This window comes from Streptomyces sp. B21-083, assembly GCF_036898825.1.
In the GTDB taxonomy this organism is placed as follows: Bacteria; Actinomycetota; Actinomycetes; order Streptomycetales; family Streptomycetaceae; genus Streptomyces.
In genome coordinates this window covers 2,960,902-2,987,205 of the sequence record NZ_JARUND010000001.1, presented here as the reverse complement: position 1 = coordinate 2,987,205, position 26,304 = coordinate 2,960,902, and the positions used below count along the sequence as shown (strand labels likewise).

General features: G+C 70.6%; 18 protein-coding genes. 9 read left to right on the top strand and 9 right to left on the bottom strand.

What is annotated here, in order from left to right; genetic code table 11:
• Positions 1-152: 152 nt before the first annotated feature.
• A complete protein-coding gene (locus QA861_RS13260; protein ID WP_334588538.1) occupies positions 153-1,370 on the bottom strand; it encodes a S8 family peptidase in 1,218 nt (405 codons plus the stop codon).
• Between the two features lie 261 nt (positions 1,371-1,631).
• Here QA861_RS13260 and glgP point away from each other — a divergent pair, with 261 nt between their 5' ends.
• A complete protein-coding gene (gene glgP, locus QA861_RS13255; protein WP_334588537.1) occupies positions 1,632-4,274 on the top strand; it encodes an alpha-glucan family phosphorylase in 2,643 nt (880 codons plus the stop codon).
• A gap of 110 nt (positions 4,275-4,384) precedes the next feature.
• Here glgP and QA861_RS13250 read toward each other — a convergent pair whose 3' ends face one another.
• The 8 genes from QA861_RS13250 to QA861_RS13215 form a co-directional block, all read right to left on the bottom strand.
• Positions 4,385-4,897 carry a DUF1990 domain-containing protein gene (locus tag QA861_RS13250; protein WP_334588536.1) on the bottom strand — a complete coding sequence of 171 codons (513 nt, stop codon included), beginning with the start codon at positions 4,895-4,897 and terminating at the stop codon, positions 4,385-4,387.
• 169 nt (positions 4,898-5,066) lie between these two features.
• Positions 5,067-6,728, bottom strand: coding sequence for a M4 family metallopeptidase (locus QA861_RS13245; protein ID WP_334588535.1), 1,662 nt, complete (start codon positions 6,726-6,728; stop codon positions 5,067-5,069).
• Between the two features lie 348 nt (positions 6,729-7,076).
• On the bottom strand, positions 7,077-9,164 hold the full coding sequence (locus tag QA861_RS13240) for a M4 family metallopeptidase (protein WP_443041479.1): 2,088 nt from the start codon (positions 9,162-9,164) through the stop codon (positions 7,077-7,079).
• A 239-nt stretch (positions 9,165-9,403) separates the two neighbouring features.
• Entirely contained in the window at positions 9,404-11,200 is a 1,797-nt protein-coding gene (locus QA861_RS13235) for an ABC transporter ATP-binding protein (protein ID WP_334588533.1), read from the bottom strand.
• On the bottom strand, positions 11,197-11,388 hold the full coding sequence (locus QA861_RS13230) for a hypothetical protein (protein ID WP_334588532.1): 192 nt from the start codon (positions 11,386-11,388) through the stop codon (positions 11,197-11,199). Before QA861_RS13230 ends, QA861_RS13235 begins: the two co-directional genes overlap by 4 nt.
• On the bottom strand, positions 11,385-13,184 hold the full coding sequence (locus QA861_RS13225; protein WP_334588531.1) for an ABC transporter transmembrane domain-containing protein: 1,800 nt from the start codon (positions 13,182-13,184) through the stop codon (positions 11,385-11,387). Before QA861_RS13225 ends, QA861_RS13230 begins: the two co-directional genes overlap by 4 nt.
• A gap of 179 nt (positions 13,185-13,363) precedes the next feature.
• Positions 13,364-14,629, bottom strand: coding sequence for an MFS transporter (locus tag QA861_RS13220; RefSeq protein WP_334588530.1), 1,266 nt, complete (start codon positions 14,627-14,629; stop codon positions 13,364-13,366).
• 90 nt (positions 14,630-14,719) lie between these two features.
• Complete coding sequence (locus QA861_RS13215; RefSeq protein ID WP_334588529.1) at positions 14,720-15,628, bottom strand: class I SAM-dependent methyltransferase; 909 nt, start codon at positions 15,626-15,628, stop codon at positions 14,720-14,722.
• 370 nt (positions 15,629-15,998) lie between these two features.
• Here QA861_RS13215 and QA861_RS13210 point away from each other — a divergent pair, with 370 nt between their 5' ends.
• The 8 genes from QA861_RS13210 to QA861_RS13175 all read left to right on the top strand — a co-directional run bounded on the left by QA861_RS13210 (position 15,999) and on the right by QA861_RS13175 (position 26,302).
• Entirely contained in the window at positions 15,999-17,954 is a 1,956-nt protein-coding gene (locus tag QA861_RS13210) for a RiPP maturation radical SAM C-methyltransferase (protein WP_334588528.1), read from the top strand.
• A 123-nt stretch (positions 17,955-18,077) separates the two neighbouring features.
• Positions 18,078-18,215, top strand: coding sequence for a bottromycin family RiPP peptide (gene botA / locus QA861_RS13205; protein ID WP_334588527.1), 138 nt, complete (start codon positions 18,078-18,080; stop codon positions 18,213-18,215).
• A 154-nt stretch (positions 18,216-18,369) separates the two neighbouring features.
• On the top strand, positions 18,370-19,584 hold the full coding sequence (locus QA861_RS13200) for a YcaO-like family protein (RefSeq protein WP_334588526.1): 1,215 nt from the start codon (positions 18,370-18,372) through the stop codon (positions 19,582-19,584).
• On the top strand, positions 19,502-20,827 hold the full coding sequence (locus QA861_RS13195; RefSeq protein WP_334588525.1) for a YcaO-like family protein: 1,326 nt from the start codon (positions 19,502-19,504) through the stop codon (positions 20,825-20,827). The genes QA861_RS13200 and QA861_RS13195 overlap by 83 nt, the downstream gene beginning before the upstream one ends.
• The gene (locus QA861_RS13190; RefSeq protein WP_334588524.1) at positions 20,824-22,842 is read left to right on the top strand and encodes a RiPP maturation radical SAM C-methyltransferase; all 2,019 of its coding nucleotides are present in this window, start codon (positions 20,824-20,826) and stop codon (positions 22,840-22,842) included. Before QA861_RS13195 ends, QA861_RS13190 begins: the two co-directional genes overlap by 4 nt.
• Positions 22,835-23,629, top strand: a complete 795-nt coding sequence (locus QA861_RS13185) for an alpha/beta fold hydrolase (RefSeq protein ID WP_334588523.1) — start codon at positions 22,835-22,837, stop codon at positions 23,627-23,629. Before QA861_RS13190 ends, QA861_RS13185 begins: the two co-directional genes overlap by 8 nt.
• Positions 23,626-25,119 (top strand): amidohydrolase, encoded by a 1,494-nt coding sequence (locus tag QA861_RS13180; RefSeq protein ID WP_334588522.1) that lies wholly within the window; start codon positions 23,626-23,628, stop codon positions 25,117-25,119. The genes QA861_RS13185 and QA861_RS13180 overlap by 4 nt, the downstream gene beginning before the upstream one ends.
• Entirely contained in the window at positions 25,097-26,302 is a 1,206-nt protein-coding gene (locus QA861_RS13175; RefSeq protein ID WP_334588521.1) for a cytochrome P450, read from the top strand. Before QA861_RS13180 ends, QA861_RS13175 begins: the two co-directional genes overlap by 23 nt.
• The last annotated feature ends 2 nt before the right edge of the window (positions 26,303-26,304 follow it).

The window sequence follows — 26,304 nt, the reverse complement described above, 5'->3', positions numbered from 1 at the left end:
GTCGTGTACCGGGGGAGCCTTCCCACCCTATTCGGGTAGGCAATCCGGCACTTTGCTAACTACTCACGCGTATGTCTGCACCCAGGATCAGCCAGGTCGGGGAACGAGGTCGGCCCCGTCCGGTGGACGGGGCCGACCACGGCACAGAGCTCCTAGGGATGCGGTATCCGCAGGAGTTTGTTCGGTGAACCGTCCTTCTTGTCGAAGACTTTCCCGGGCGTCGCCAGCGTCGTCAGCGCCTTGGCGACCTGAGCCGGACGGGATTTCGGTCGTTCCGCCAAGTAGAGGGCCGCCGCCCCCGCGACGTGCGGCGCCGCCATCGACGTACCCGAGTAGGTCGCCCGTCCGGTGTCGTCGGCATATGACGCCGAGGTGATGGCGACGCCCGGGGCGAACAGGTCGAGAGCCGGGCCCCAGTTCGAGAAGTCGGCCCGGGCGTCCGTCCGCCCGGTCGCGCCGACCGTGATCGCCTCCCTGACGTCGGCGGGGGAGTAACCCGCCGCCGGCTGCCCGTCGTTCCCGGCCGCGACCGTGTATGTCACCCCGGACGCGATCGAGTTCCGTACGGCAGCGTCGAGTGGGGCGTTGCGGTTGCCGCCGAGGCTCACATTGGCGACCGCCGGCTTCCTCGCGTGTCTCGTCACCCAGTCGATACCCGCGATGACCTGCGCCGTCGTGCCGCCGCCCGCGTTGTCGAGGACACGTACGGAGACGACCCTGGCCTTCTTCGCGACGCCGAAGGTCGTGCCCGCGATCGTCGCCGCGACATGCGTGCCGTGCCCGTTTCCGTCGCCGGCCCCGCGGTCGTCGCCGACGAAGTCCCAGCCGTAACTCGCGCGCCCCCCGAAGTCCTTGTGGGAGATACGGATGCCCGTGTCGATCACGTACACGGTGACGCCCTTGCCCTCCGAAACCGGCGAGGTGTAGGTGTCGTCGAGCGGCAGTCCGGCCTGGTCGATCCGGTCCAGGCCCCAGTACGGCGGGTCCTGCGGGGCGCGTTCGTGGGCGCCGTCGTACGTGATCCGGGTGTCCTGGGAGACCGAGGCCACGCGGGAGTCCGCCGCGAGACGCCTGGCCTGGGTCTCGTCGGCCCGCACGGCGTAGCCGTTGAGGGCGGTGCTGTAGATGTGGCCGATTCTCGCCCCGTATCTCGCGGCGAGGCTCCTGCCGTCCGCCGACGACGCCGCCCTTCCCTCCTTGAGCGTCACCAGGTAGCTTCCGCCGACGGAACCGGGTTCACCGGCGCCGGCTATGCGCCCCTCCGGGGCGGCCTGCGCGGGAGCGGTGACCGACAGGACGGCGGCTGTGATTGCCGCCGTCAGGCCCGCCGCCCAGCGCGGACGTCTGGGCCGTGTGCGCGTCCGTTTCATGGTTGGAGTTCCCCCTCCCCGGCCGCCAACGCCCGGCGGCCTTCCGGGCAGCCTCTCGTGCGGGTCGAAGTGTCACAAGGTGGCCTACGGGGGTGGAATCGGCCATATCGGCAGTCGGTCCGCGGTGGGGGCGCGCAATACGCGCCATGGTTACCGCGCTCCCGCCCCGATACCGTCAAGGGGATGATGACGGGACGCACATGGCCGTGCGTCCTGGTATGTACAGGTTTGATACATCACGCACGACCACCGAGGTGGAATGTGAAGGCGATCCGTCGGTTCACCGTCCGTCCCGTTCTCCCCGAGCCGCTCAGGCCGCTCAGCGATCTGGCCCGCAATCTGCGCTGGTCCTGGCATGCGGAGACCCGCGAACTCTTCCAGTCCGTCGACCCCGAGCGCTGGACCGACTCGGACTGCGACCCCGTACGGCTCCTCGGCAGCCTCTCGCCCGAGCGGCTCACCGAACTCACCGAGGACCATCGCTTCCTGCGCCGCCTCACCGCGGTCGCCGACGACCTGCACGACTACGTCAACGGCACCCGCTGGTACCAGACGCAGACGCAGACCCAGGGGGCCGAACTCCCCGCCGCCGTCGCCTACTTCTCCCCCGAGTTCGGTATCACGGCCGCCCTGCCGCAGTACTCCGGCGGGCTCGGCATCCTCGCCGGGGACCATCTGAAGTCGGCCAGCGACCTCGGCGTACCGCTGATCGGCGTCGGACTCATGTACCGGCACGGCTACTTCCGCCAGTCGCTGTCCCGGGACGGCTGGCAGCAGGAGCACTATCCCGTCCTCGACCCCAACGAGCTCCCCGTCACCCTCCTCAAGGAACCCGACGGCACCCCGGCCCAGGTCTCCCTTGCCCTGCCCGGCGGCCGGTCGCTGCGGGCCCGGGTCTGGCTGGCCCAGGTGGGACGCGTACCACTGCTGCTCCTCGACTCGGACGTGGAGGAGAACGACCTCGGCGAACGGGGCGTCACGGACCGGCTGTACGGAGGCGGCAGCGAACACCGCCTCCTCCAGGAGATGCTGCTCGGCATAGGAGGAGTGCGCGCGGTCCGGACGTACTGCCGCCTCACCGGACATCCCGCCCCCGAGGTGTTCCACACCAACGAGGGCCACGCGGGCTTCCTCGGCCTGGAGCGGATCGCCGAACTCTGCGACGCGGGGCTGGACTTCGACGCCGGACTGGAGGCGGTCCGGGCGGGCACGGTCTTCACGACGCACACGCCCGTCCCGGCCGGCATCGACCGCTTCGACCGTGAACTGGTCGCCCACCACTTCGGCCCCGACGCCGAACTCCCGCGCATCGACGTGGAACGCGTGTTGAGCCTGGGCATGGAGACCTACCCCGGCGGTGAGCCGAACCTCTTCAACATGGCGGTGATGGGCCTGCGGTTGGGCCGCCAGGCGAACGGTGTGTCCCTTCTCCACGGCCAGGTGAGCAGGGAGATGTTCGCGGGACTGTGGCCGGGCTTCGACCCCGCCGAGGTCCCGATCACCTCGGTCACCAACGGTGTGCACGCGCCCACTTGGGTCGCGCCGGAGGTGTTCAGGCTCGGTGCCCGCCAGATAGGCGCGGATCGCACCGAGGACGCGCTGACGGTGGGCGCCTCGGACCGATGGGACGTGGTCACGGACATCCCCGACCAGGACATCTGGGAGCTACGACGGTCCCTGCGCGAGCAGTTGGTGGCGGAGGTACGGGAACGGCTGCGGGCGTCCTGGCGTCAACGCGGCGCGGGTACGGCGGAGTTGGGCTGGATCGACGGGGTGCTCGACCCGGACGTCCTGACCATCGGATTCGCGCGCCGTGTCCCCTCGTACAAGCGCCTGACCCTGATGCTGCGCGACCGCGACCGTCTCCTCGGCCTGCTCCTGCACCCCGAACGCCCCATCCAGATCGTGATCGCGGGCAAGGCGCACCCGGCGGACGACGGCGGCAAGCGGCTCATCCAGGAGCTGGTGCGTTTCGCGGACGACCCGCGCGTCCGCCACCGCATCGTCTTCCTCCCCGACTACGGCATGGCGATGGCGCAGAAGCTGTACCCCGGCTGCGACATCTGGCTCAACAACCCTCTGCGCCCGTTGGAGGCGTGCGGGACGAGCGGGATGAAGGCGGCACTGAACGGCTGCCTCAACCTCTCGGTCCTGGACGGCTGGTGGGACGAATGGTTCCGGCCGGAGTTCGGCTGGGCGATCCCCACTGCGGACGGCGTCGCCGGCACGGACCCCGACCACCGGGACGACGTGGAGGCGGCGGCCCTGTACGACCTCCTCGAACAACGGGTCACCCCGCGCTTCTACGAGCATGGCGAGACCGGCCTGCCCGACCGCTGGATCGAGATGGTCCGCGAGACCCTCACCCACCTGGGTCCGAAGGTCCTGGCCGGCCGGATGGTCCGCGAGTACGTGGAACGCCTCTACGCCCCCGCGGCCCGCGCCCACCGCGCCATGACCCCAGACACGGCAAGGGAGTTGGCGGCCTGGAAGTCCCGGGTCCGCTCCGCCTGGCACAAGGTGACCGTCGACCACGTCGAGACCTCGGCGGCGACGGCCCCCGCCCTGACGGCGGAACTGGGGTCCACGCTCTCGCTCCGCGTACGGGTGGGCCTGGGCGACCTGGTGCCGGACGACGTCGAGGTCCAGGCGGTCTCGGGGCGGGTCGACTCGCAGGACAGCATCACCGACGCGACGACGGTCCCGCTGAAGGCGGTCGGCGGCCCGGACCCGGAAGGGCGCTGGCAGTACGAGGGCCCCCTGTCCCTGCACCGGACGGGACCCTACGGGTACACCGTGCGGATCCTGCCGTCGCACCGGTTGCTCGCGTCGAGCGCGGAGATGGGGCTGGTGGCGGTGCCTTCGGAGGAAGTGGGGGAGGGGGCGGGGGTGTTGATGCGGTGACTCGCGAGCCCTGACCGGTCCCTGCGGCTGGTCCTGGCGTTGCGCCAGGACCAGTTCCAGCCAATCGCCTGTGGCTGCTTGTGGCTGTCTTGTGGCCGCGTCGGGCCGCCTCAGTCCTCCCCGAACTCCCCGCACAGTCGCCGCAGCACGACCCCGCACCGCCGTGCGTAGGCATGCTGCAAGCCCCGCGTCGCGGGTCCGCCCGCCTTGGCGTACCACTTCGCGGGGCGGCTGAACGCGCTGATCGTCAGCCACACCGTGCCGTCGCCGGTGCGGTCCACGACGAACGACTCCTCGCCGCACTCCGGGTGACCGGCCAGGGTGCCGTACGCCCAGCCGGCGCGGCGGTGTTCCTCCACCGTCCAGACCACGCGGCAGGGCGCCTTGATGACGCCGGCGAGGGTGACGGTCACGTCGACGTCGGGGGCCGCGCGTTCGGCGCCGGCGTCGATGCCCACGCCCATCGCGCGGTGCATCTCCCAGGTGAGGACGGCCTCGGAGGCGCGCCGGAAGACCTCCTCGCCCTCGCCGATGCGGGTGCGCACATGCATGGGGTGGAAGCCGGGCGGGCAACGGAAGCCGCGCTCGCGGGTCGCGCCGACCTCCGCGTACGTGAAGGACATGGGACCCAAGGGTAGGGCGGGGGGTGGGAGTGGCTGTGCGGCGGGGTGCGGGATGCGGACACACGTACGACGGGACGGTCCCCGGAAATGCCTTCGTTCCGGGTACCGCCCCGCCGGTCACTCGCTCACCTACCGCTCATACCGCGCGGCACGTGTCATGCGTCGTGCGTCACGCCTTGACGTTGACCGCCGCCCAGGCCGCGTTCACCGCCGCGTACTCCGTGCTGCTGGCGCCGTACAGGGCCGAGGCCGCCGACAGGGTCGCCGTGCGGGCACCCTTGTAGTTGGTCGTCGACGTCATGTACGTGGTCAGCGCCTTGTACCAGATCTGGACGGCCTTGGCGCGGCCGATGCCCGTGACCGTGGAGCCGTTGGACGTCGGGGAGTTGTAGCTGACCCCGTTGATCGTCTTGGCGCCGCTGCCCTCGGAGAGCAGGTAGAAGAAGTGGTTCGCGGGGCCCGACGAGTAGTGGACGTCGAGGTTGCCCAGGGTCGAGGACCAGGCGTCCTTCGAGCCGCCGTCCTTGCTCGGCTTGTCCATGTAACGCAGCGGCGAGCCGTCGCCGTTGATGTCGATCTCCTCGCCGATGAGGTAGTCACCGACGTCGGAGGCGTTCGCCGCGTAGAACTCGACGGCCGTGCCGAAGATGTCGGACGTCGCCTCGTTCAGGCCGCCGGACTCGCCCGAGTAGTTCAGGCCCGCCGTGTTGGAGGTGACGCCGTGCGTCATCTCGTGGCCGGCCACGTCCAGCGAGGTCAGCGGGCTGACGTTGCCCTCGCCGTCGCCGTACGTCATGCAGAAGCAGCTGTCGTCCCAGAACGCGTTGACGTACGCGTTGCCGTAGTGGACGCGGGAGTAGGCGGCGACACCGTTGTTCTTGATGCCGGAGCGGCCGAACGTCGACTTGTAGAAGTCCCACGTCTTCTGCGCGCCGTACGCGGCGTCGACGGCCGCGGTCTGGTCGGTGGTCGAGCTGGAGGCGGCGCCGGTGCCCCAGGTGTCGTCGGCGTCGGTGAACAGGGTGCCGGCCGAAGAGCTGGTGCCGTGCGACTTGTTGTACGTCTTGTGGCCGCCGCGCGTGCCGTCGGTCAGCTGGTACGTCGAGCCGGACAGCGTCGTGTTCAGCGTGACCGTGCCGGAGTACAGGCTCTTGCCGGTGCCGGTCTCGATGCCCTGGTACTCGTACAGCTTCTTGCCGGTGGCCGCGTCGGTGATGACGTGCAGCTCGTTCGGGGTGCCGTCCTCCTGGAGGCCGCCGACGACGGTCTCGTAGGCGAGGGTCGGGGTGCCCGAGGCGGCCCAGATCACCTTGCGGGGCGCGCTGGACGCCGCCGACTTGCTGGAACCGGCCTTCTTGGCGAGCGTGACGGCCTGCTTCTCGACGGCGGCCGTGGTGACCTCGGGGGTGAGGTCGGTGACCTTGATGGCCGCCTTCTGCGCCTTGGTCACGCTCCGGGTCGTGCCGGCCGCGTTCTCGTGCACGACGAGGTCGCCGCCGAGGACCGGCAGGCCCGCGTAGGTGCGCTCGTAGCGGGTGTGCAGGGTGCCGTCGGCGTCCTTGACGACGTCACGGACGACGAGCTTCTCCTTGGCGCCGAGGCCTATCTCGTCGGCGGTCGCCGGGGCTTCGGCGGCGGCTTCCTTGATGAGGGCGGTGCGCGTGGCGGGGGACAGCGTCATCGGAACGGCGGAGACTCTGGCCGAGGTGCCGGCCGGCTCGCTCTCCGCGGAGGCGCCGGTGGTCAGACCGGTGGTGAGGAGTGCCCCGGCAGCGACGGCGGTGGCGATGGCGAGGGTGGTGCGCTTGTGACGCGCGTAGAGGGGGGTCACGCGGACTCCTTTGTGGGGGTTCCTGACGGTCTTGGGGTGACTGTCGGGAGGTGGTGGTGAAGCTGGAGTACTGCTGCGGCGTGCCGTCGAAGACTGACATTGAGGGCCTGTACATGTCAGGACCCCGAAGTGATGTTGGCTGAAAATCGACCACAGGCCAAACGTTTCGTGTATGTAACGCGGCGCGATCTCGGTAAAGCGACGACAAAGACCAGGCACGTTGCCGACAAAGGCCCAGTACGTGAGCGGTAAAGGCGGTGCCGCCCCGGGGAGTTGCTCCACCGGGGCGGCGCCCTGCCACTCATGGGTCCTGAACGGTGTTCGAACGGGCCCTTAAGTGCCGGGTGTTCAGGCCGACGGGAAGGTGATCTTCCAGCCGTTGATCCTGCCGGTGTCCTGAGCCGCCTTGTCCTGAACCCGCAGCTGCCAGGTCCCGTTGGCGACCTCGGAGGAGGCGTTGACCGTGTAGGGCTCGTTCACGTTGTCCGCCGAGTCCGAGGAGCTGAACGGCTTCAGGTTGTAGACCGAGCCGTCCGGCGCCACCAGGTCGACGACGAGGTCACCGCGCCAGGTGTGCGTGATGTTCGGCGTGACCACCAGGTTGGTGGGCGCGTTGCCGGTGATGCCGGTGACCGCGAGCGACGAGGTCACGGCAGCGCCGTTGTCCGGAATCGACACGACGGTCGCGGACTCGAAGGAGGTGCCGGTGCCGCCGCCACCGCCGCCCGGACGCGTACCGACGTTGATCCCGGCCCACGCGTTCTGCACGGCCGTGTACTCGGCGCTCGTCGTCCCGTACAGCTCACCGGCGGCCGCGAGGGTGCCGGTGCGGGCCCCCGCGTAGTTGGTGTTCGTCGTGAACTTCGTGCTGAGCGCGCGGAACCAGATCTTCTCCGCCTTGTCCCGGCCGATGCCGGTCACCGGCAGCCCGTCCGAGGTGGCCGAGTTGTAGCTGACGCCGTTGATGGTCTTGGCGCCGCTGCCCTCGCTCAGCAGATAGAAGAAGTGGTTCGCCGGACCGGACGAGTAGTGGACGTCGACCCCACCGACACCCGAGTACCAACTGTCCTTGGACGCACCGTCCTTGCTCGGCTTGTCCATGTAACGCAGCGGCGTGCCGTCGCCGTTGATGTTGATCTCCTCGCCGATGAGGTAGTCACCGACGTCGGAGGGGTTGTTGGCGTAGAACTCGACGGCGGTGCCGAAGATGTCGGAGGTCGCCTCGTTGAGGCCGCCGGACTCACCCGAGTAGAGCAGGCCCGCCGTGTTGGCGGTGACGCCGTGCGTCATCTCGTGGCCGGCCACGTCGATCGCGGTCAGCGGGTTGGCGTTGCCCGACCCGTCGCCGTACGTCATGCAGAAGCAGGCGTCCTGCCAGAAGGCGTTGACGTAGGCGTTGCCGTAGTGGACGCGCGAGTACGCGGCCACGCCGTCGCCCTTGATGCCGGTGCGGCCCTGGACGTTCTTGTAGTAGTCCCAGGTGAGCGCCGCGCCGTAGTGGGCGTCGGCGCCGGCCGACTCCAGGTTGGAGGCGAGGCCGTTGCCCCAGACGTCGTCCGGGCCCGAGAAGAGGGTGCCGGTGCCGGAGGAGCCGCGGTTCAGGTTGTACGTCTTGTGGCCGCCGCGCGCGCCGTCGGTCAGGTTGTACGTCGAGCCCGACTGCGTGGTGGTGAGGTCGACCGCACCGCTGTACACCGTGTTGCCGATGCCGGTCTCGACGGCCTGGTACTCGAAGAGCTTCTTGCCGGTGGCCGCGTCGGTGATGACGTGCAGCTCGTTCGGGGTGCCGTCGTGCTGGAGGCCGCCGACGACCGTCTCGAACGCGAGCACCGGGGTGCCGGAGGCGGCCCAGATGACCTTCCTCGGCTCCTTGCTCAGCTTCGGGCTCTTCGACTCGGCCTTCGCGGCGGTCAGCGCCTGCTTCTCAGCCTTCGCGACGGGCAGGGAGGCCGTCGTCGTCGCCACCTTGATGGTGGCCCGCGTCGCCTTGACGACACCCTTCGTGGCACCCGACTTGGCGGTGTCGACCACCAGGTCGCCGCCGAGGACGGGAAGTCCCTCGTACGTGCGCTCGTACCGTGTGTGCACGGTGCCGTTGCCGTCCTTGACGACGTCACGGACGACGAGCTTCTCCTTGGCGCCCAGGCCGAGTTCCCTGGCCGTCTCCACCTTGGTGGAGTTGGCCTCGGCCAGCAGTGCGGCGCGCTGCGCGGGGGACAGCTTGACGGACTCCGCGCCCGGTATGACCTTGCCCGCGGCCGACGGTGCCTTCTCCGGGGCCGCGGTGGCGGCACCGGACTGAACTGCCGCTACCAGTAGGGCGGTTACCGCGACGAGGGCGCCGGTGGCAACCCGTCGCTGGGTGGAGCGGGAGAACTCGGTGGCGCTGGTGTGGGAGGAGGTGTGGGGGGTGCGTCTGTGGGACAGGCGTCTCAACACTGACTCCTTCTGCGTGGCCGCTGATCGAACGGCCAGGGGGGACCGAACGGTGGTCGTCCGTTCGGGGCAGAACAGGTGCGTGCGGATGCGCGGCGAAGATCACAGCGGTGTGGCTGTGGAGTCGCTGTGAAGGTGCCGTGGGAAGAGTGGCAGTCGCACCCACGCGCTGTCAGGACCGCGTCAAGAAGTTGGCTGGAAAAGGTTCGTTGACCGGTTGGTCATGTTCGCTATACGGGCTATTCATTCTTTTGCATCGAACCGATCTTTTCTGTTGAAGTCGGTTGCTGCTCCCCGTGCCACGACCGCCACAGCGCCGCGTACGCCCCGCCCGCCGTCACCAGCCCCTCGTGCGTGCCGAGTTCGGTGATCAGCCCCTCCTCCATCACGGCCACCCGGTCCGCGTCGTGCGCGGTGTGCAGCCGGTGCGCGATGGCGATCACCGTCCGCCCTTCGAGTACGGCGGCCAGCGCGCGCTCCGTGTGACGGGCGGTCGTCGGATCGAGCAACGCCGTCGCCTCGTCCAGGATCAGGGTGTGCGGGTCGGCCAACACCACACGGGCCAGGGCTAGTTGCTGGGCCCGTGAACCGTCGGTCGACTCCCCGTCGGGGCCCAGCGCGGTGTCCAGCCCGGCCGGCAGCTCACGCACCCAGTCTGCGGCGCCGACAGCGGCCAGCGCGGCCCACAACTCGACGTCCGTGGCCGCCGGTTCGGCGATCAGCAGATTGTCCCGGACCGTGCCCAGGAAGACATGGTGCTCCTGCGTGACCAGCACGACCTGCCTCCGCAGCTCCTCGGGCCCGAGTGAGGAGACCGGCACTCCGCCCACGGTCACCGTGCCCGAACGCGGCTCGTCGATCCCGGCGAGCAGTCGGCACAGCGTCGTCTTGCCCGCACCCGACGGCCCCACCACCGCGAGCCGTTCACCCGGCCGCACCGTCAGATCGACCCCGCGCAGCACCTCGCCCCCACGGTCGTACGCGTACCGCACCCCCGTCACATCGATCCGGTCGCCCTCCGGCACGGGCACCGGCGACGCCTCCGACCCGCCCCTCGGCGCCCGCCCGAGCCCCTCCACCCGCGCGAACGAGGCGCCGCTGGACTGCAGTTGCTCCGTCCAGGTCAGCACCTCGTCGAGCGGCGCCTCCAACTGCCGCAGATACAGGGCAGCCGCCACGACCGCGCCCAGACTGATCGTCCCCTGCCCGTGCAACGCGCCGCCCACCACCAGCACGACGACCACGGGAAGGACGTACGACACCTCCACGGGCGGAAAGAACACCGTCCGCAGATACAGCGTGTGCAGGCGTCTGCTGCGGGAGTTGTCCAGCGCATCCCGGCTCACCGCGACCCGTCGCTCCGCCAGCCCGAACGCCTCGACCGTGCGCGCCCCCGAGGCGGTCGCCGAGAGAATTTCGGCCACCTCGGAGTTGGCGGAACCCTCGGCGAGGTACGCGGTGCGCGCCCGGCGCAGATACCAGCGCAGCGCGAACCAGATGCCGGTCTGCGCGAGTACCGCCGACAGGCCGAGCAGCGGGTCCAGCGCGAACACGGCGCCGATGATGAACAGACACTGCACCGAGGCGATCAGCAGCTCCGGCCCGGCGTCGCGCAAGGTCGTGCCGACCGCGCTGACGTCGGCCGTCCCCCGGGCCGTCAGATCACCGGTCCCGGCCCGCTCCACCACCGACGCGGGAAGCGCGAGCGCCCGGTCCACGAACTCCTCCCGCACCCGCGCGAGCGTCCGCTCCCCGAACCGGTACCCGACGTACCGCGCCCAGCGCGCCAGCAGCAACTGGGCCACCGCGCACACCACGATGACCAGCCCGAGCCGGTCCACGGCCGAGACCCCGGCGCCCGCCCGCACCTCGTCGATGATCCGCCCGAGCAGCCACGGCGCGACGAGTCCGGCACCGGCGGCAGCCGAGTTCAGCAGCAGCACGGCGACGAAGGCACGGACGTCGGCACGGATCAGCCGGACGGCGGCCCGGCGTACGTCGGCCGCGGTGGCGACGGGGAGTTGGGTCGCGCTCACCGTACGGGCTCCTTGATGTTCGCCGGGTTTTCGTCGTTGTCGGCCGAGGTGCGGGTGTCGGCCCGTGCGTGGTCGGTGATCCGGGCGAGGGGTTGTGGTGCGACGAGCCCGGTTGCGGGAGTGGTGGCACGGGCGTCGGCCCGGCGTGCGTCGGCCGCGGTGGCGACGGGGAGTTGGGCCGCAGTCACCGTGCGGACTCCTCGACGTTCTCCAGGCCTTCTTCACCCGTCAGCTCCGCCGGGCGCTCTTCCTTGTCCGGCTCGTCCGGGTCGTCCGCGTCGCGTGCCACCAGGGCCCGGTAGCCCGGTTCCTCCGCGAGCAGCCGCTGGTGGCTGCCGACGGCCGCTGTCTTGCCGTCGACCAGGTAGTACACGGTGTCCGCCCGGTCCAGCATCAGCGGCGAGGTGGACGCCACGACGGTCGAGCGGTCCGCGCGCTCGCCGCGCTCGGCACGCAGCCGGTCCGCGACGGCGGCCTCGGTGTGCGCGTCCAGTGCCGACGTCGGCTCGACGGCGAGCAGCACCTCGGGATCGGCGAGCAGCGCCCGCACCAGCCGTACGCGCTGGCGCTGGCCGCCGGACAGGTTGCGGCCCTGGGCGTCGATCGCCGAGTCCAGCCCGTCCGGCAGCCCGAGGACGATGTCGTCGGCGACGGCCGCTCGCACCGCCCGCGCGATGGCCTCCTCGCCGAACTCCCCGCGCCCGGAGACCAGTTCACGCAGGGTCCCGGCGAACAGGTCGGCCTCGTTGTCGGCTACCAGGATGCGGGCGCGCACCTGGGCGAGGGCGATCTCGTCCAGCCGTACGTCACCCCAGGTCGCCGCCGACGGCGCGAACCGGCCGAGCCGGTCGACGACGGCGGCGGCATCGGCGGACCGGGCACCGGCGAGCGCGGTCAGCCGCCCCGGTACGACTCGCACACCGGAGTCGGGGTCGTGGAGCGCGGCGGGGGACACGGGCGCGTCCAGCCCCCGGTCACCCGCACCGCCGCCGTCGTCGGGGTCGAGCGCCAGGAACCGTGCGACCCGCCGGGCGGCCACCAGAGCGCGGCTGATCTGGAATCCGCACTCGATGAAGAACGCCACCGGCACGACCAGCACGGCGACATAGCCGTACACCGACACCAACTCGCCCACGGTGATGGACCCTTGGGCAGCCAGCCGGGCCGCGAGCCAGGTCACCACCGCGAGGAACAGCGTCGGCAGCCCGACCCCGAGGGCCTGGATCCAGCTGCTCACCGCCCCGACCCGGTACCCCTGTTCCTGGAGGCGGCGCGAGTCATGGCGGAAGGCGTCCGCGAACAGCCCTTTGCCGCCGAGCCCGTTCAGGACACGCAGTCCGCCCGAGAGGTCCCCGATCCGGGCGGTCAGGACACCCTGACGCTCACGGTACGACGACTCCACTCCCTGCAGCCGGCCGAGCAACGGTCCGATGAGGACGGCGACCACGGGCACGCCGAGCAGGATCACGGCGGCCAGCGTCGGGGACACCGACAGGAGCAGTCCGGCGACCACGCTGTAGGAGACGATCGCGCCGACGCCCGGTCCGACGAAGGTCAGCGACTGGGCGATCGTCGACACATCGCCGACGCCGATCGTGACGACCTCCCCGGCCCCGACCTGCCGGGGCAGCGCGGCCCCCAGCCGCACGGCCTGCCCGATCACCACCTTCACCGTACGGAAGTTGGCGTCCATCCGGACCCGGGTCATCGTGCGGTGCCGCATGATGCTCAGCCACGCGCTGAACGTCCCGGCGGCGAGGATCGCGCCCGCCCAGCCGGCCAGCACGGCCTGGTCGCCCGGTTCGAGACCGTCGTCCACGGCCCGGGACAGCAGATACGGCGACAGCGCCATCAGCGTCGTCCAGGCGCTGCCGAGCAGCGCCCCCATCGCACACCGCCGCCACTGCTGCCGCACCAGCCACACCAGATAACGGGCGGGGCCACGGGAGTCGGGCGTGCCGGGATCCTCGTACGCGTCGATCATCGTTCTCTCGTCCCCCGCTCCGTGCTGTGTTGCCGGTTCCGGTTCTGGTGCTTGCAGGGAGCGCGGGATCGTGAGCACGAACGTCGAGTGCGGTCACTGTGGTGGCGGCAGCTCCGTGATCGGCATTCTATGACGTTCGACCTGGGCGCCTGGGCGGGTAGGTCGGCCCGGCCTCGGGCTCAGTCGGGCCGGCGGACCAGGTGGGGAGGGGCGGCGGGGTTCTGGGTCCCGGGGGGTTCGGTGAGGGCGGGAGCCGGGGGCTCCAGTTGGCGCATGGCCGGGGCGACCAGGAGCAGCAGGGAGACGGCGCCCCACGTGATTCCGATGATCAGGCCCGTCTCGCGCAACCCGATCCCTTCCACCAGCAGGCCCGCCAGGAAGGTGCTCGCCGGGACCGCGGACATGGAGACGGCATTCTGCATACCGAGAACGCGGCCCCGGACCTCCTCGGGCACACGCTCGGTGACCAGGACCAGGAAGAGCGCGGGCAGCGGGCCCGCTCCGATGCCGGTGAGGACGGCGCAGGCCACGAGCACCGGTACCGACGGAAGCAGTGACATCCCGGCCACGCCGACCGACGAGATCAGCTGGGACACCACGAAGACGGTTCGCCGCGACAGCTTCGCCCCGAGCGCCGCATACGCGATGGACCCCGCGATGCCGCCTACGGCCAGGCAGGAGATGACCAGGCCGTAGCCACCGGGAGAGTCCTCACCCACCAGGTAGACCGGGAGGACCAGGTTCTGGAGCGGGGCGAGGACGGCGATGCCGGCTGACGACAGCAGGGTGACGGTCGTGACCGTGCGGTCACCGCGCAGGACGGAGAACCCGTGCCGGACGTCCGCCCACGGGCCGCGAGGGGTCTCGCCGCTCGGCGCGGTGCGGCGCCCGAGCCGGCGGGGCAGGACGAGACCACCGATGCCCGCGAGGGCGGAGCAGGCTGCCGTGACCCACAGCACGGTGCTCGGCTCGACCAGGACGATCAGGAAGCCGGCGGCGGCCGGGGCGACGACCACCACCGCGCCGCTGACACTCTCGCGCAGCCCGGCCAGGCGGGCCAGGTCCATGCCACTGGCCTTGGCGATGTCGGGGGCGAGCGCCTCGCGAGCGGTCATGCCGGGAACGTCGATCAGGGCTCCGGCGACGCCGAGGACGACGAACCACGCCAGGGTCAGGCCGATCAGGCCGTCCACGACAGGCAGGGCCGCGACGCAGGCGGCCGAGGCGAAGTCGGCGCAGACGGAGAGGCGACGGCGGCCGAATCGATCGATCAGCACGCCACCGACGACGGCGGAGAGCAGTACCGGAACGGCGGAGGCGGCGGCCACCAGGCCTACGGCCGAGGCGTCATCGGTGCGCTGAAGCACGAGCCAGGGCAGGGCGATGGCCGCCACGGTGTTGCCCAGCAGGGAAAGCCCGTGGGACAGCAGGTATGCGATCAGCATGGATCTGTTTTTTCCAGAGATCGGCGGCCTGAGGGTACGGCCGAGGGGCATGGGCGGGATACCGAAGGGGGGCGAACGGAGGGTGGCCGGTCAGACGGTGGTGTTCGCGCCGAACGCGTGGCGTGAGAGGTGACCGACGCTGCCCAGCACCGGCAGCCGTGCCATGACCTGGGTGTCGAGCAGTATGCGAGCGCGCAACCGTGGAGGCAGTCCACGGAGATCCACTCCCTTGGCGGTGCCGTAGGCGCTGATGGACTCGACGAGCCGCAGACCGGCTGTTTCCCGGTCGAGTTCACGCGGGTCGTCGACACCCCAGGCGAGCTGGGCGCCGGTGCGGCGGAAGAGGGCGAAGCGGCGGGTGGAGCCGACGGCGAACCGGGAGTAGGTGTCGAGCACGAGTTGGCCCTGCGGGAACCGTTCGACGATCCGACGCAGAACCTGCGGGCCGTCTTCGGCCCGCAGGTACATGGACAGGCCCTCGGCCACGACGAAGACAGGGGTGTCGGCCGGGATCCGCGCCGTCCAGTCCGGGTCGGTGACCGACGCGGCGACGGTCTGCCGGGCGGGGTGGGCGGGATACACGGTGCGATGAAGGTCGATGACCTCGGGCTGGTCGAGGTCGTACCACCGGACGTCCGGGCCGGGCGCGAGTCGGCTGAACCGGTCGTCGAGGCCGCAGCCCAGATGGACGACGGCGGCGCGTGGGTGGTCCGCGAGGAAGCGCCGGACCTGACGGTCGAACCACCGGGTGCGCAGGGCGACACCCACGGCGTTGGTCTCGTTGATGCCGAGGCGGCCGAAATCGTACTCCGTCCGGGCCACCAGCGCGGCGGCGGCCCGGTCCCCGAGAAGGGGCCGCGGGGACCGGGCGTCCAGCGCCCGTGCGTACAGCGGGGCGAGCAGGGTCGCGGCGGCGCCGGTCAGGGAGATCCGTAAGGGGGACACGGACGGATCGTCGTTCTCACCGGCCGACCGGCTTCTACGCAACGGCTCGGACATGAGTTCTCCTCCATGCTCATGGCCGGCCGAGTGCGGACGGCGAAAAATAGTCGCACTTAAAGCAAGGGTAAAGGGAGAGCTTGTAGTGCGTCGGCCGGTGGACCCTATGAGGCATTCCTCGGGCTTGCAACCCCATATCTCCCCGGGAGCTCGTCACGGGCGTCCTCGAACACACTTACAGTGGCGTCTGACCTGGGGAGACGAGGGGATGGCGGGGGTTCCGGAGTCGGGCGAACCGCGCCATCTTCACGCTTCCCGCACATACGTCGACAAGCGGCTGCGATCATATCCAGCCAAACCCCGCGACTCCTTTGCCAGTTGTTGACATTACGCATTCGTTATTTGAGGCTTCTTAGCAGAGCCGCAACCGGTGCCTGCGAAGGGAGATTCCGTGTCTGCTGATCGAAAGGTCGCGCTGGTTTCCATGCCGTGGAACAGCACAGTGCGTCCCTCGATTCAAGTAGGAATTCTTCGTTCGGTGGCCGAGGCTGACGGGTGGAGCGCCTTTCCGTATTACGCATACCTGAAGTTCTACAGTCTCGCCCGGTCGGCTCTCGGGCTTTCCGGCGAGGTGTGGGCAGACGCCTACGAAACCGTGTCGGAGAAGCTGTACCACCTCGCGGCCGGCGATTGGGTGTTCGCCCGGCGTCATGCTGTGTCGGCCCAACGCGACGCCTATTACGCCGTGTTGCGTGAACATCGGGTCGACGAGCACTCCATCGCGCTGATCGACTCCCTGCGGTCCGTGGCCGAGACCCATGTGGAGCACACGGCCCGCGCCCTGCTGGCGGACGCCCCCGACGTCATCGGCTTCACCTCGATGTTCAGCCAGAACGGGCCGACGTTGGCGGTGGCGGAGCGGTTGCGGGAGCACGGTTACGGCGGGGTGATCGTGATGGGGGGCAGTAACTGCGAGGGGTCGATGGGGCGGACGTTGCTGGCGCGGTATCCGGCGTTGGACGCGGTGGTGGACGGTCCGGGGGAGGACGCGTTCCTGTCGTTGTTGGGGTCGGTGTCGGCGGGTGGTCCGGTGGTGGACGTGGGGCGGTTGCGGACGCGGGCGGGGGCGGGGGCGGCTGCGGGGGATGTGTCGGCTCCTGCGGTGCCTGGTCGGGGTGGTCCGTTGGCGGTGCCGGTGCCGAACTATGACGGGTTCTTCGAGCAGTTGGCGGATGCGGGGTTGGGGGATCTGGAGCCGGAGATCACTTTGCCGGTGGAGTTCTCGCGGGGGTGTTGGTGGGGTGCGAAGACGCATTGCACGTTCTGTGGGTTGAACGGTGCGACGATGAACTATCGGAGTAAGCATCCGGATTCGGTGGCGGATGAATTGAGTCACCTGATGAACCGGTATGGTGTGCTGGACTTTTTCGCGGTGGACAACATTCTTGATCTGAAGTATCTGGACACGGCGTTGCCGAAGATCGAGAAACTGGGGACCGATCATTCCTTGTTCTTCGAGGTGAAGGCGAACATGGAGTGGGCGGACATTCGGGCCATGCGGCGGGCGGGTATCCGTTCGGTGCAGCCGGGAATCGAGAGTCTCAGCACGGAGGGTCTGCGTCTCCTGCGCAAGGGAGCCACGGCCTACCAGAACATCAGGTTCCTCCTGGGCTGCGCCGAGTACGGGGTGCGGGCGGACTGGAACATCCTCACCGGCTACCCGGACGAGACGCCGGAGTCGCTCACCGCGCAGTTGGATGCCGTGGCCTCGCTGACGCACCTCACACCGCCGCACATCACCCTGATCCGCTTCGACCGCTTCAGCCCCTACGTGGAAAACCCCGAACGCTACGGCTTGGCGCTGTCCCGCCCCCTGCCCGGCTACCAGCATGTCTACCCGGACCTCACCCCCGGGGAGTTGTGGGACATCGCCTACCACTTCGAGGGGGAGTTCACCGACGGAGCCGCGAACGCTCCGATCCGGCGGCGGCTCGCTGCCCGGGTCAGGCTCTGGCGGGCGCACCACGGGGAGTCCTCGTTCACCTACCGGCTGGGCTTCGACTCCGTCACCCTGTCCGACCGGCGCCCCGGACTGCCCGGCGGTGACATCCGGCTCTCGGGCGACGACGCCCGGCTCTACCGCGCCGTCATCGGCGGAACCCGCCATCGAGATCTTCAAGAGCTCGGGTGGTCGGGGGACCGCTGGGACCAGGCCCAGGAAACGCTGCGCGACTGGCAGCGGCGCCGATGGGTGTACGCGGAAGGCACCAAGGTCATCGCCCTGGCCATCAGGGCTGTGCCGTCCGCCTACCGCACCCCACCGGCCAAGGGCACTCCCCGGCGGGCCCGAACCCCCGTCCCGCTCACGCTCACCGCCCGACCGTAGGGAGGCAACGGCACCGCGCACCCGGGCCCGCGGACCCGAGGGAAGCCCACAGCGCGGGCTACCCGCGGAGCACGATCACACCTGTTCGCCCGTACAGCACGAACCGACGAAAGGAACACCCTCATGGGACCCGTGGTCGTTTTCGACTGCATGACGGCTGACTTCCTCAACGACGACCCGAACAACGCGGAACTCAGCGCCCTCGAACTCGCGGAGCTGGAGTCCTGGGGCGTCTGGTCCGAGGACGACACCAGCGTCTGATGTTCCGCGCCGAGTACCGGCATGGGACTCGGTGACGGCTCTGCCGTGACCGACGGCCCGGGCGCGCACCAGCGTCCGGGCCGGCCATGCCCCGCACCGGACTTCGACACCGGTGGGCGGACCACGGCGATGAGCGCGACTGAGGGGCGAAGAGGTGACCGTACGAAGCACATCGGCCGGCCGGTGCGAACTGAGTGAGGTCGATTACCAGGCATGGCCCGCCCCGGCCACCGTGACAGTGCGGTGCCGGATCAGGACGGTGTCCGGCGCGACCGCAGAGGGCCACGGAACGGACGGGCAGGAGCCCCTGGCCCGCCGAAAGGCCTTCTCCGAGGCCGTCGAACGCCTGGCGGCCTGCTCCCCGTTGGCCCCGGTCGTCCGTCCGCCCACTCCCACGGTCGGCGACCGTGGAGGGCTCGTCAGCGGGCCGTCCGGGCTGCGCGCGGCGCCCCCTGACTGCCTGCTGCGCCGCTATCACCCGCCGGCCGGCGGCCGCGACCGCGAGGTGCCGATGTTCTGGTCCTCACCCTGGATAGCGGGGGAGGAACTGCGCACGGGCACGCTGCGCTCCACCGATGCCCGGCTGGCCAGCACCATCGGCTGGGCCGCGGCGCCCGATGCCGAGGCGGCACTCAGCGGTGCCCTTCTGGAGTTGACGGAATCCGTCGATTACGGGGTGCACCTGTACCGCGGGCTGGCGGCACCGCCGTACCGGCCACCCGCCTCGCAGGCGCCGCCCACGGACGGCGCGAGGACTCTCTCCCGCGTCACGCCGGAACCCGAGCCCGAACTGATCCTGCTGCGAGGGATCACCGCGACGCCCACGGTCCTCGCCGTCGCCCGCAGCGAGGACCGGTCGATGCCCGCGACCGGCCTCGGCAGCGGGCCGGACCTCCAACAGGCCGGTGAGCGCGCCCTGATGGAACTCGAACAGGCACGGACGTTGTGGCGTCTGAACCTGACGGCCGAATCCGCTGAACGGGAGTTCCTCCGCCGGTTCGAGAGATGGCCCGCCCTGATGCGGTGTGTCTGTCTCGACTTCGACCTGCGGGACCCCGACGGCCCGGCCGGCACACCGCGCGCCGTCCCGCCCCGCGCTCCGCTGCGGGAACTGACCGACCGATCCCTCTCCGTCTGGGCCGACCGGATCTCGGTCGACCTCTTCGGCCCCGACCTTCCGCCGACCAGGCTCCACCTCGCCCACGTGGTGACGGATCCACAGCCTCTGCTGGGCCTGGTCCGAGCAGGAATTCCCGTGTTCGACACGGGCGAAGTGAGGAGAACCCTTGCCCCGGACCGCACCCCACGACCTGCTGACAGCAGCGATCTCCGGCCCGACCCACTCGGACGACATACCACCCGAGCGTGAGACCTCCCTTACCACCGCCCTGACCACGGTCGGGGACTGGCTGGCCGACCGGAGCCTGACCGCCGACATCAACCGCTACGGGATCGACAGCGCCCCCACCTACGAAGTGCGCCTGACCGATGCCGGTGGCGCGCTGTGCTCGCGCAGTTCGGGCAAGGGGCTCGGCCACCGCAGTCTGGCCAGCGCCCTGTACGAGAGTGCCGAGCACTACCACCTGGACTGGCGGCGCGATCACCGGGCGGACGAGGCGGCGTTCCTGACCGCCGGAGCCGTGGCCGGTCAGCCGTCCGCCGAACCGTCCGCGCTGTTGCGACGGCTGGCCGGAATCGACGACGGTGGCGAGATCCTGACCCGGGCCTACCGCCCGGTCGCCGAGGTGTTCGGGGAGGCGGTCGTTCCGGCCGTCCATCGCCATCCGGTCTTCCTCCGTGACGGTGGCTACCGCAACTGGCCCCACCCCGCGGACACGGGGGTGTTCGCCCCGCTGTGGCACTACACCTCCAGCGCCGGCTACGCCGCGGGGGCCACCCTGGCGGAGGCACTGGTGCACGCGGTCAACGAGGCCATCGAGCGCGACGCGTGGTCGCACCTGCTCGCCGACGTGTACTTCGGGAGCGGCCGCGCGCTGCCCGTCGTCGAACCCGAGAGCCTTCCCGCCGAGCTCCGGGAGCTGACGGCCGAGGTCGCACGGGCCTGTGGCGCCCAGCTCCTGATCGTCTCCCTCACCTGTGACACCCGGGTACCCAGCTACCTGGTCTGCGACGCGGTCGCCGACGAACCGGTCCGGCTGGTCGGCAGCGGCTCGTCCCCGGTGCCCGAATACGCCCTCCAACGAGCCCTCCTGGAGTACCTCCAGGTAAGGACGATGTACCGGCACGGCCCGGTGGACGCGGGCAGCGAGTCCGAGCAGATCGCCCGCGCCCTCGCGCGCTGGCCGCGCCATCTGGCGGCGGCCCGGTTCGACGTACGGGCCCTGACGCACAGGCCGGTGCCCTTCGACACCACCGACGCACTGCCCGCCGCGGCCTCCCCCGAGCAGCTGCTGCGGCGCCTGGTCGAGCGGCTGCGCGCGGTGGGTCTGGAGCCGTACCACCGAGTCCTCACCGAGCCGGGGCCGGTGACGGTGGTCGATGTGGTCGTCCCCGGGCTGGAGATGCTGGACAAGGCGCGCGCGGGTTACCCGGTGCTGCCCACAGGCCGGCTCGACGCCCGGCTGCGGCCCAGGAAGGGCAGTCCGCGGTGAAGCTCGTACTGATCGCACCGCCCTGGAACAGCCTGTACCGGCCGTCGATCCAGATCGCCACCCTGGCAGCGCTGGCCGACCACACTCCGGGTGATCCGGTCATCCCGGTCTACGGATACCTGGACTGGTCGCAGTACGCCGTGGAGACCCTCGGGTGGGACCCAACGGAGTTCGTGTCGGTCTACGACACCATCGGTGAGGAACTGTACGGCTTCGGTGTCGGCGACTGGATCTTCGGAGGGCCGGCGGACGGACCTCGCGCATCGGACGCCGGTCCCGACGCCGAGGAGACGGCATCAGCCGATTACGCGGCCTTCCTCACGTCGCGCGGAGTCTCGGAGGAGATGGTGCGCCGGGTCCTGGACCTGCGTGCGATCGCACCCGACTTCGTGGCCGGTTTCGCCGAGCGGATGCTCGAACTGGACGCACCGATGTACGGGTTCACCACCTCGTTCAGCCAACTCGTCCCTTCGCTGGCCATCGGGCGAGCCCTGAAGGAACGGGATCCGCGGCGCCACGTCGTGCTCGGAGGCGCCAACTGCGACCGGCCGATGGGGCAGGCCGTGATGGTCGCCTACCCGTTCGTCGACGCCGTGGTGCAGGGCGAGGGCGAGGCGGCGGTCACGGCACTCCGGGCGGCCGGGAGCCTCGCCGATCTCGCGGGCGTCCCCGGTCTGGCGCTGCGCGCCGAGGACGGGATACGGGCGGGGCTGCCGGTGGCTCAGGACGCGGACTCGGCCCCGGTGCCCCGCTACGACGAGTACTTCGCGCGGTTGCGGGACCTGCCGTGGCGCGATCTCATCACCCCACATGTGGCTCTGCCGTTCCAGATGTCACGCGGTTGCTGGTGGGGCGAGAAGCTCCAGTGCACCTTCTGCGGCGAGAACGGCAGCGGGATGGTCTACCGCAGCAAACCGGGGCGCAGGCTGACCGACACGCTGCGGCAACTGACCGAGAAGCACGGGGTGTTCGACACCTACGCGGTCGACACCATCCTCGCCAAGCGGGACAACGGTCTGGCCGAGCTGGCCGCGTCCGAGGTCGACGTCACGACCTTCTTCGAGGTCAAGGCGAATCTCGGGCCCCGGGAGGTCGGCGAGATGCGGGCCGCCGGAGTGACCATGGTGCAACCCGGCATCGAAAGCCTGAGCAGCGGGGCGCTCCGGCTGCTGCGCAAGGGTGCCACCGCCTTCCACAATCTGCGGTTCCTGGTTCTCTGCGCCGAGCTGGGCATCGACGCGCGGTGGAACCTTCTGTCGGCGATGCCGATGGAGACGCCCCGGATGCTGGAGGAACAGCTCGCACTGTTCCCGTTCATCACCCATCTGGCGCCCCCGTCGACGGTCAGCCGGGTCCGCGTGGACCGTTACAGCCCGTACCACGAGAGGCCCGACGAATTCCGGATCGCGCTGAACGGGCCGGAGCCCAAGTACAGGTTCATCCACCCGTCCCCCGCCGCCGACCAGGCCGCGCTCGCCTACTCCTTCTCGCACACCGAGACCGAGGAACGGACGGACGCGGACGAGCTACTGGCACTGCGACGGCGGCTGGGCGCGCGGGTGGGGCTGTGGAAGAAGCTGCACGCGCAGTCCCGGTTCACCTACCGGCTGGGCCCCGACCTGACCGTCCTGCAGGACCATCGGCCGCACGTGGCCACCGGCCGCCACGTGCTGCGCGGTGCCGACGACCAGCTGTTCCGGTCGATGGCGCACGGCGGACGAATCGACCAGACCGTGGAAAGGGTGTTCGACATGACGGGCGTGCCCCAGGCCGAACTCCGGGGCCGGCTGCGGACCTGGAGCCGACGGGGGTGGCTGCACATCGAGGCCCGCCGGGGACTGATCCTGGCCACCCGGGACGGCATGCCCGACGAACTGGGAAGGGCGGCGGAACTCCGTGACGAGGGACTCGCCGACGAGCTGCGGGACCGCGACACGCCGGACACGAAGGACGCGAGCCCGGACCAGGTCACCGTGGCAGGCGGCAGCCGGACAGGGGGAGACGCGCGTGGATGAGGTCGAACAGTTCACCGTGGTGTCGGAGGACGGCACGGTGATAGCCGCCGAACGCCGACCCGGCCCCGGGCAGGCGGTGCTGCTGGTGCACGGCGTGGCCATGGACCGGCGGGTGTGGACGGACTCCGGCTTCCTGGCGGCGCTCCCCGCCGACGCCGACGTCACCTCCGTGGATCTGCGCGGACGCGGTGACAGCGGGCCCGGCGGCGCCGCCGCGGCACACGCCCCCCACCGGTACACGGCGGACCTGCGGGCCGTCCTGGACCACCTCGGGCATCGCCGTTGCACGGTGATCGGCCTGTACTACGGCGGTCGGGTCGCGCTGTCGGTGGCCGCCGCCGACGCCCGGATCAGCCGAGTGGTGTCCTTCTGCGCCCACGCGGAGGCCGTCGTGATCCCGGGCGATGCCGTGGAAGAGGAGGCCCGGGCTGTCGAAGGGCCTGACGGCGCCGAGTACCTGAGAGACAACTTCGTCGCGAAGGGCGCACCGCCCTGGATGGTCGATGCCTGTGACCGGGTGGACCGCCGGGAACTGGGACACGCCACCCGGGGCCTGCTGCTCGGCGGTGAACGAGAGGTGCCGAGAGGCTTCCCCGACCAGGAAGTGGTCCTGGTCGGCGCCTCCGGCGACGCGGACCTCGCACCGTTCAGGGCCGGCGAACGCCGACTCGGCGCCCAGCTGTGGCTGCTCGACGCCGAGAGCCGGGTGAAGGCGGCGGCACAGCTCGCGGAAGTGGCCCGGGTGATACCGGCCGGCACCGCGGCGACGGGGCGGGCACCGGGATGAGCAGCGGACTGGAAGAGGCCCAGTGGCGGTGGCGGCGCAACCTGCTGCCCGAGGGCGATCCCCTGGTGACGGCTCTGGAGGAGTTCGCGGCCCGGCCTCGGAATCACATCCTCCGGGAGGTACGGCAGGTCGACCCGGTCACGGGTGAACCCGGGCCCGTGCAGGATCTGACCGTCACCGACGGCCGCTGCACGACGGGGCCCTCGCCCTACTCGGGCCCCCGGCAGCCGGAGCGCAAACGGCCCTGCGCCTGGTACGCGGTCTCCGGGATGGTCGACGCCCACGCGCACGTGTCCTCGCTCGCGGACCTGGTCGGTCTCCTGGTGCACGGGGTGACGGGCTGTCGGCAGTTGTGGGGTGAACCGGCCCACCTCCTGGCGGAAGGCGCGCGGCGGGCCCGGCATGTGGTGCTGCCCCGGCTGTGGGTCACCGCGGGAGTCGTGGACGGGCCGGCGACCAGGCTGCCCGACGCGGTGACGGTGCTGGCCGACGACAAGGCGGTCCGCCGAGTGATCGAGGAGTCGCTCGCGTTCGGGTACCACGGGCTCAAGATCTACGACGACATCGAACCCGCCGTCATGGACCGGCTGGCGAATGCCTGCCGGCGGGCCGGGATCCCGGTGGTCGGCCATGTGCCCGAACGGGTCCCGTTCGCGACGGCGGCCCGTGTGCTGCGGACCAGCGAGCACCTCTACGGCGTCGTGCCGAACGTGTTCCGGCTGCCGCAGGACCGGCGCTGGCCCTCCCTGGCGGGTGCGTTGTCCGCGACCGGGGTCAGGGAGCGGGCGGCGGAGATGAGTGACGCGCTCGCCGGGTCCGGCCCGCACCGGCACCTGATCTGCCCGACCCTGGTGTGCTGGCGTGCCCGCAGTGGTGAGCGGCACAGGACCAGGCACTCCCGGACGGCGCTGGCCGCGGCTACCCCGAGCAGACGGCGGGCCTGGCAACACGCCGCGCGGGAGGCGCTGCGGCTGGACCCCGTGGAGGCCCGCCTGCGGGGCGCCACCGTGGACCGTCTGGGCGAGCTGGTGGCGCGCACCGAAGGCGTCGCCGCCCGGCTCCTGGTCGGCACCGACTGCGGCAACCCGTTCGTGCTGGCGGGTCCCTCCTTCCACAAGGAGTTGGCGGAGCTCGAGCGGGCCGGGTTGAGCTTCGGGGCGCTGCTGCGGGCGGCCACGGTCAACGCGTACCGCGCGATGACCCCCGCCCTGCCGGGAACGGGCAGGACCGCGGCCGTCCCCGCCTCCTCCGACCTGGTTCTCTACCGCCGGCATCCGAACGACCGGGTGGCGGGGCTGGCGAGGCCGGACGCGGTGCTCATCGACGGCGTCCTGCTCGACGAGGCGGATCTGGACCGCTTGTGGGCCCTGAGGCTGTCAGTTTCGGGGCTGACCGCCTCGGACTGGCCACGTGGCGAACTCGATCCGCCGATACCCGGCGATCGACCGACCGAAGGGATGAGTGTCCTTGCGGAACGAACAACTCAGTGAGACGGACGCACCGGCCCGGGCTTCCGGGGGCTGCCCGGTGTCGGTCGACTTCGACTTCTTCAACGCCCCCGAGGAATACCGGCGCGCGGCCGCGATGTACGCCCGCGACGGTGCCTTCCACAGCGACCGGGGCCCCGGCTTCTGGGTGCTCTCCTCCTACGAGGGCATCTGTGAGGCGTTCCGGGACGAGGACACGTTCACCGTGGGGCGGGTCAGCGCGGCCGAGGGGGCACAGGAGGAGCGGTGGGTCCCCCTCACTGTGGAAGGTGCCGAGCACACGGAGTGGCGTCGTCGGCTGGCCTCCTGGTTCACCCCGCAGCGGGTCCGCGACCTGACCCCAGGAGTGCGTGGCCGTGCCCGGGCACGGATCGGCGGCCTCCTCGAACGCGGCGAGATCTCCTTCAACGAGGACTTCGCCCGGCCGTTCGTGATGGAGAATCTGATGGAGGCTGTGGGCTGGCCCGCCGAGCGCCTCGACCTCCTGCTCGCCATCGACCGGGCCATGATCGACTCGCGGTCGGAGCCCGACCCCCGCGAAGCCGCGTACGGAGAACTGGGCCTGCCCGCCCTGGAACGGTTCGCACGGGAGCACATCGCTCTGCGAAGGGCGGAGCCGGCCGGGGACCTGACGACGGCGAGCCTGACGTGGACGATCGGCGGCGAGCCGGTCGGGGACGACGACCGGGCCTCGCTGCTGTGCGTGATCTTCCTGGCAGGCGTGGACTCCACCGTGAATCATCTGGCCAACGCGGTCCAGTACTTCGCCTATCACGAGGCCGACCGGACCCGCTTCCTGACCGAGCGGGACATCAGGCCGGTGGCGGTGGAGGAGTTCCTGCGCGTCAACTCCTGTATGTACCCCGGGCGGATGGCGGTACGGCCGGGGGCAGCGGGGGTCACGGACCAGGGCGATACGGTGCTGCTGCCCCTGGCCCTCGCCAATCACGACCCGGCGGTCTTCGACCGTCCGGAGCAGGTGGACTTCGACCGGGAACGCAACCCCCACATCGCCTTCGGTACCGGTGCCCACCAGTGTCTGGGAGCGGCGTTCGCCCGCGCCCAGATCCTCACGGCGCTGGAGGAATGGCACCGGGCGGTGCCGCGCTACGAGGTGCCGGCCGCGCTCCGCCAGGACCCGCCGCCGTTCCTGCGCAACTCCTACGACCTTCGGCTGACCTGGTGAGG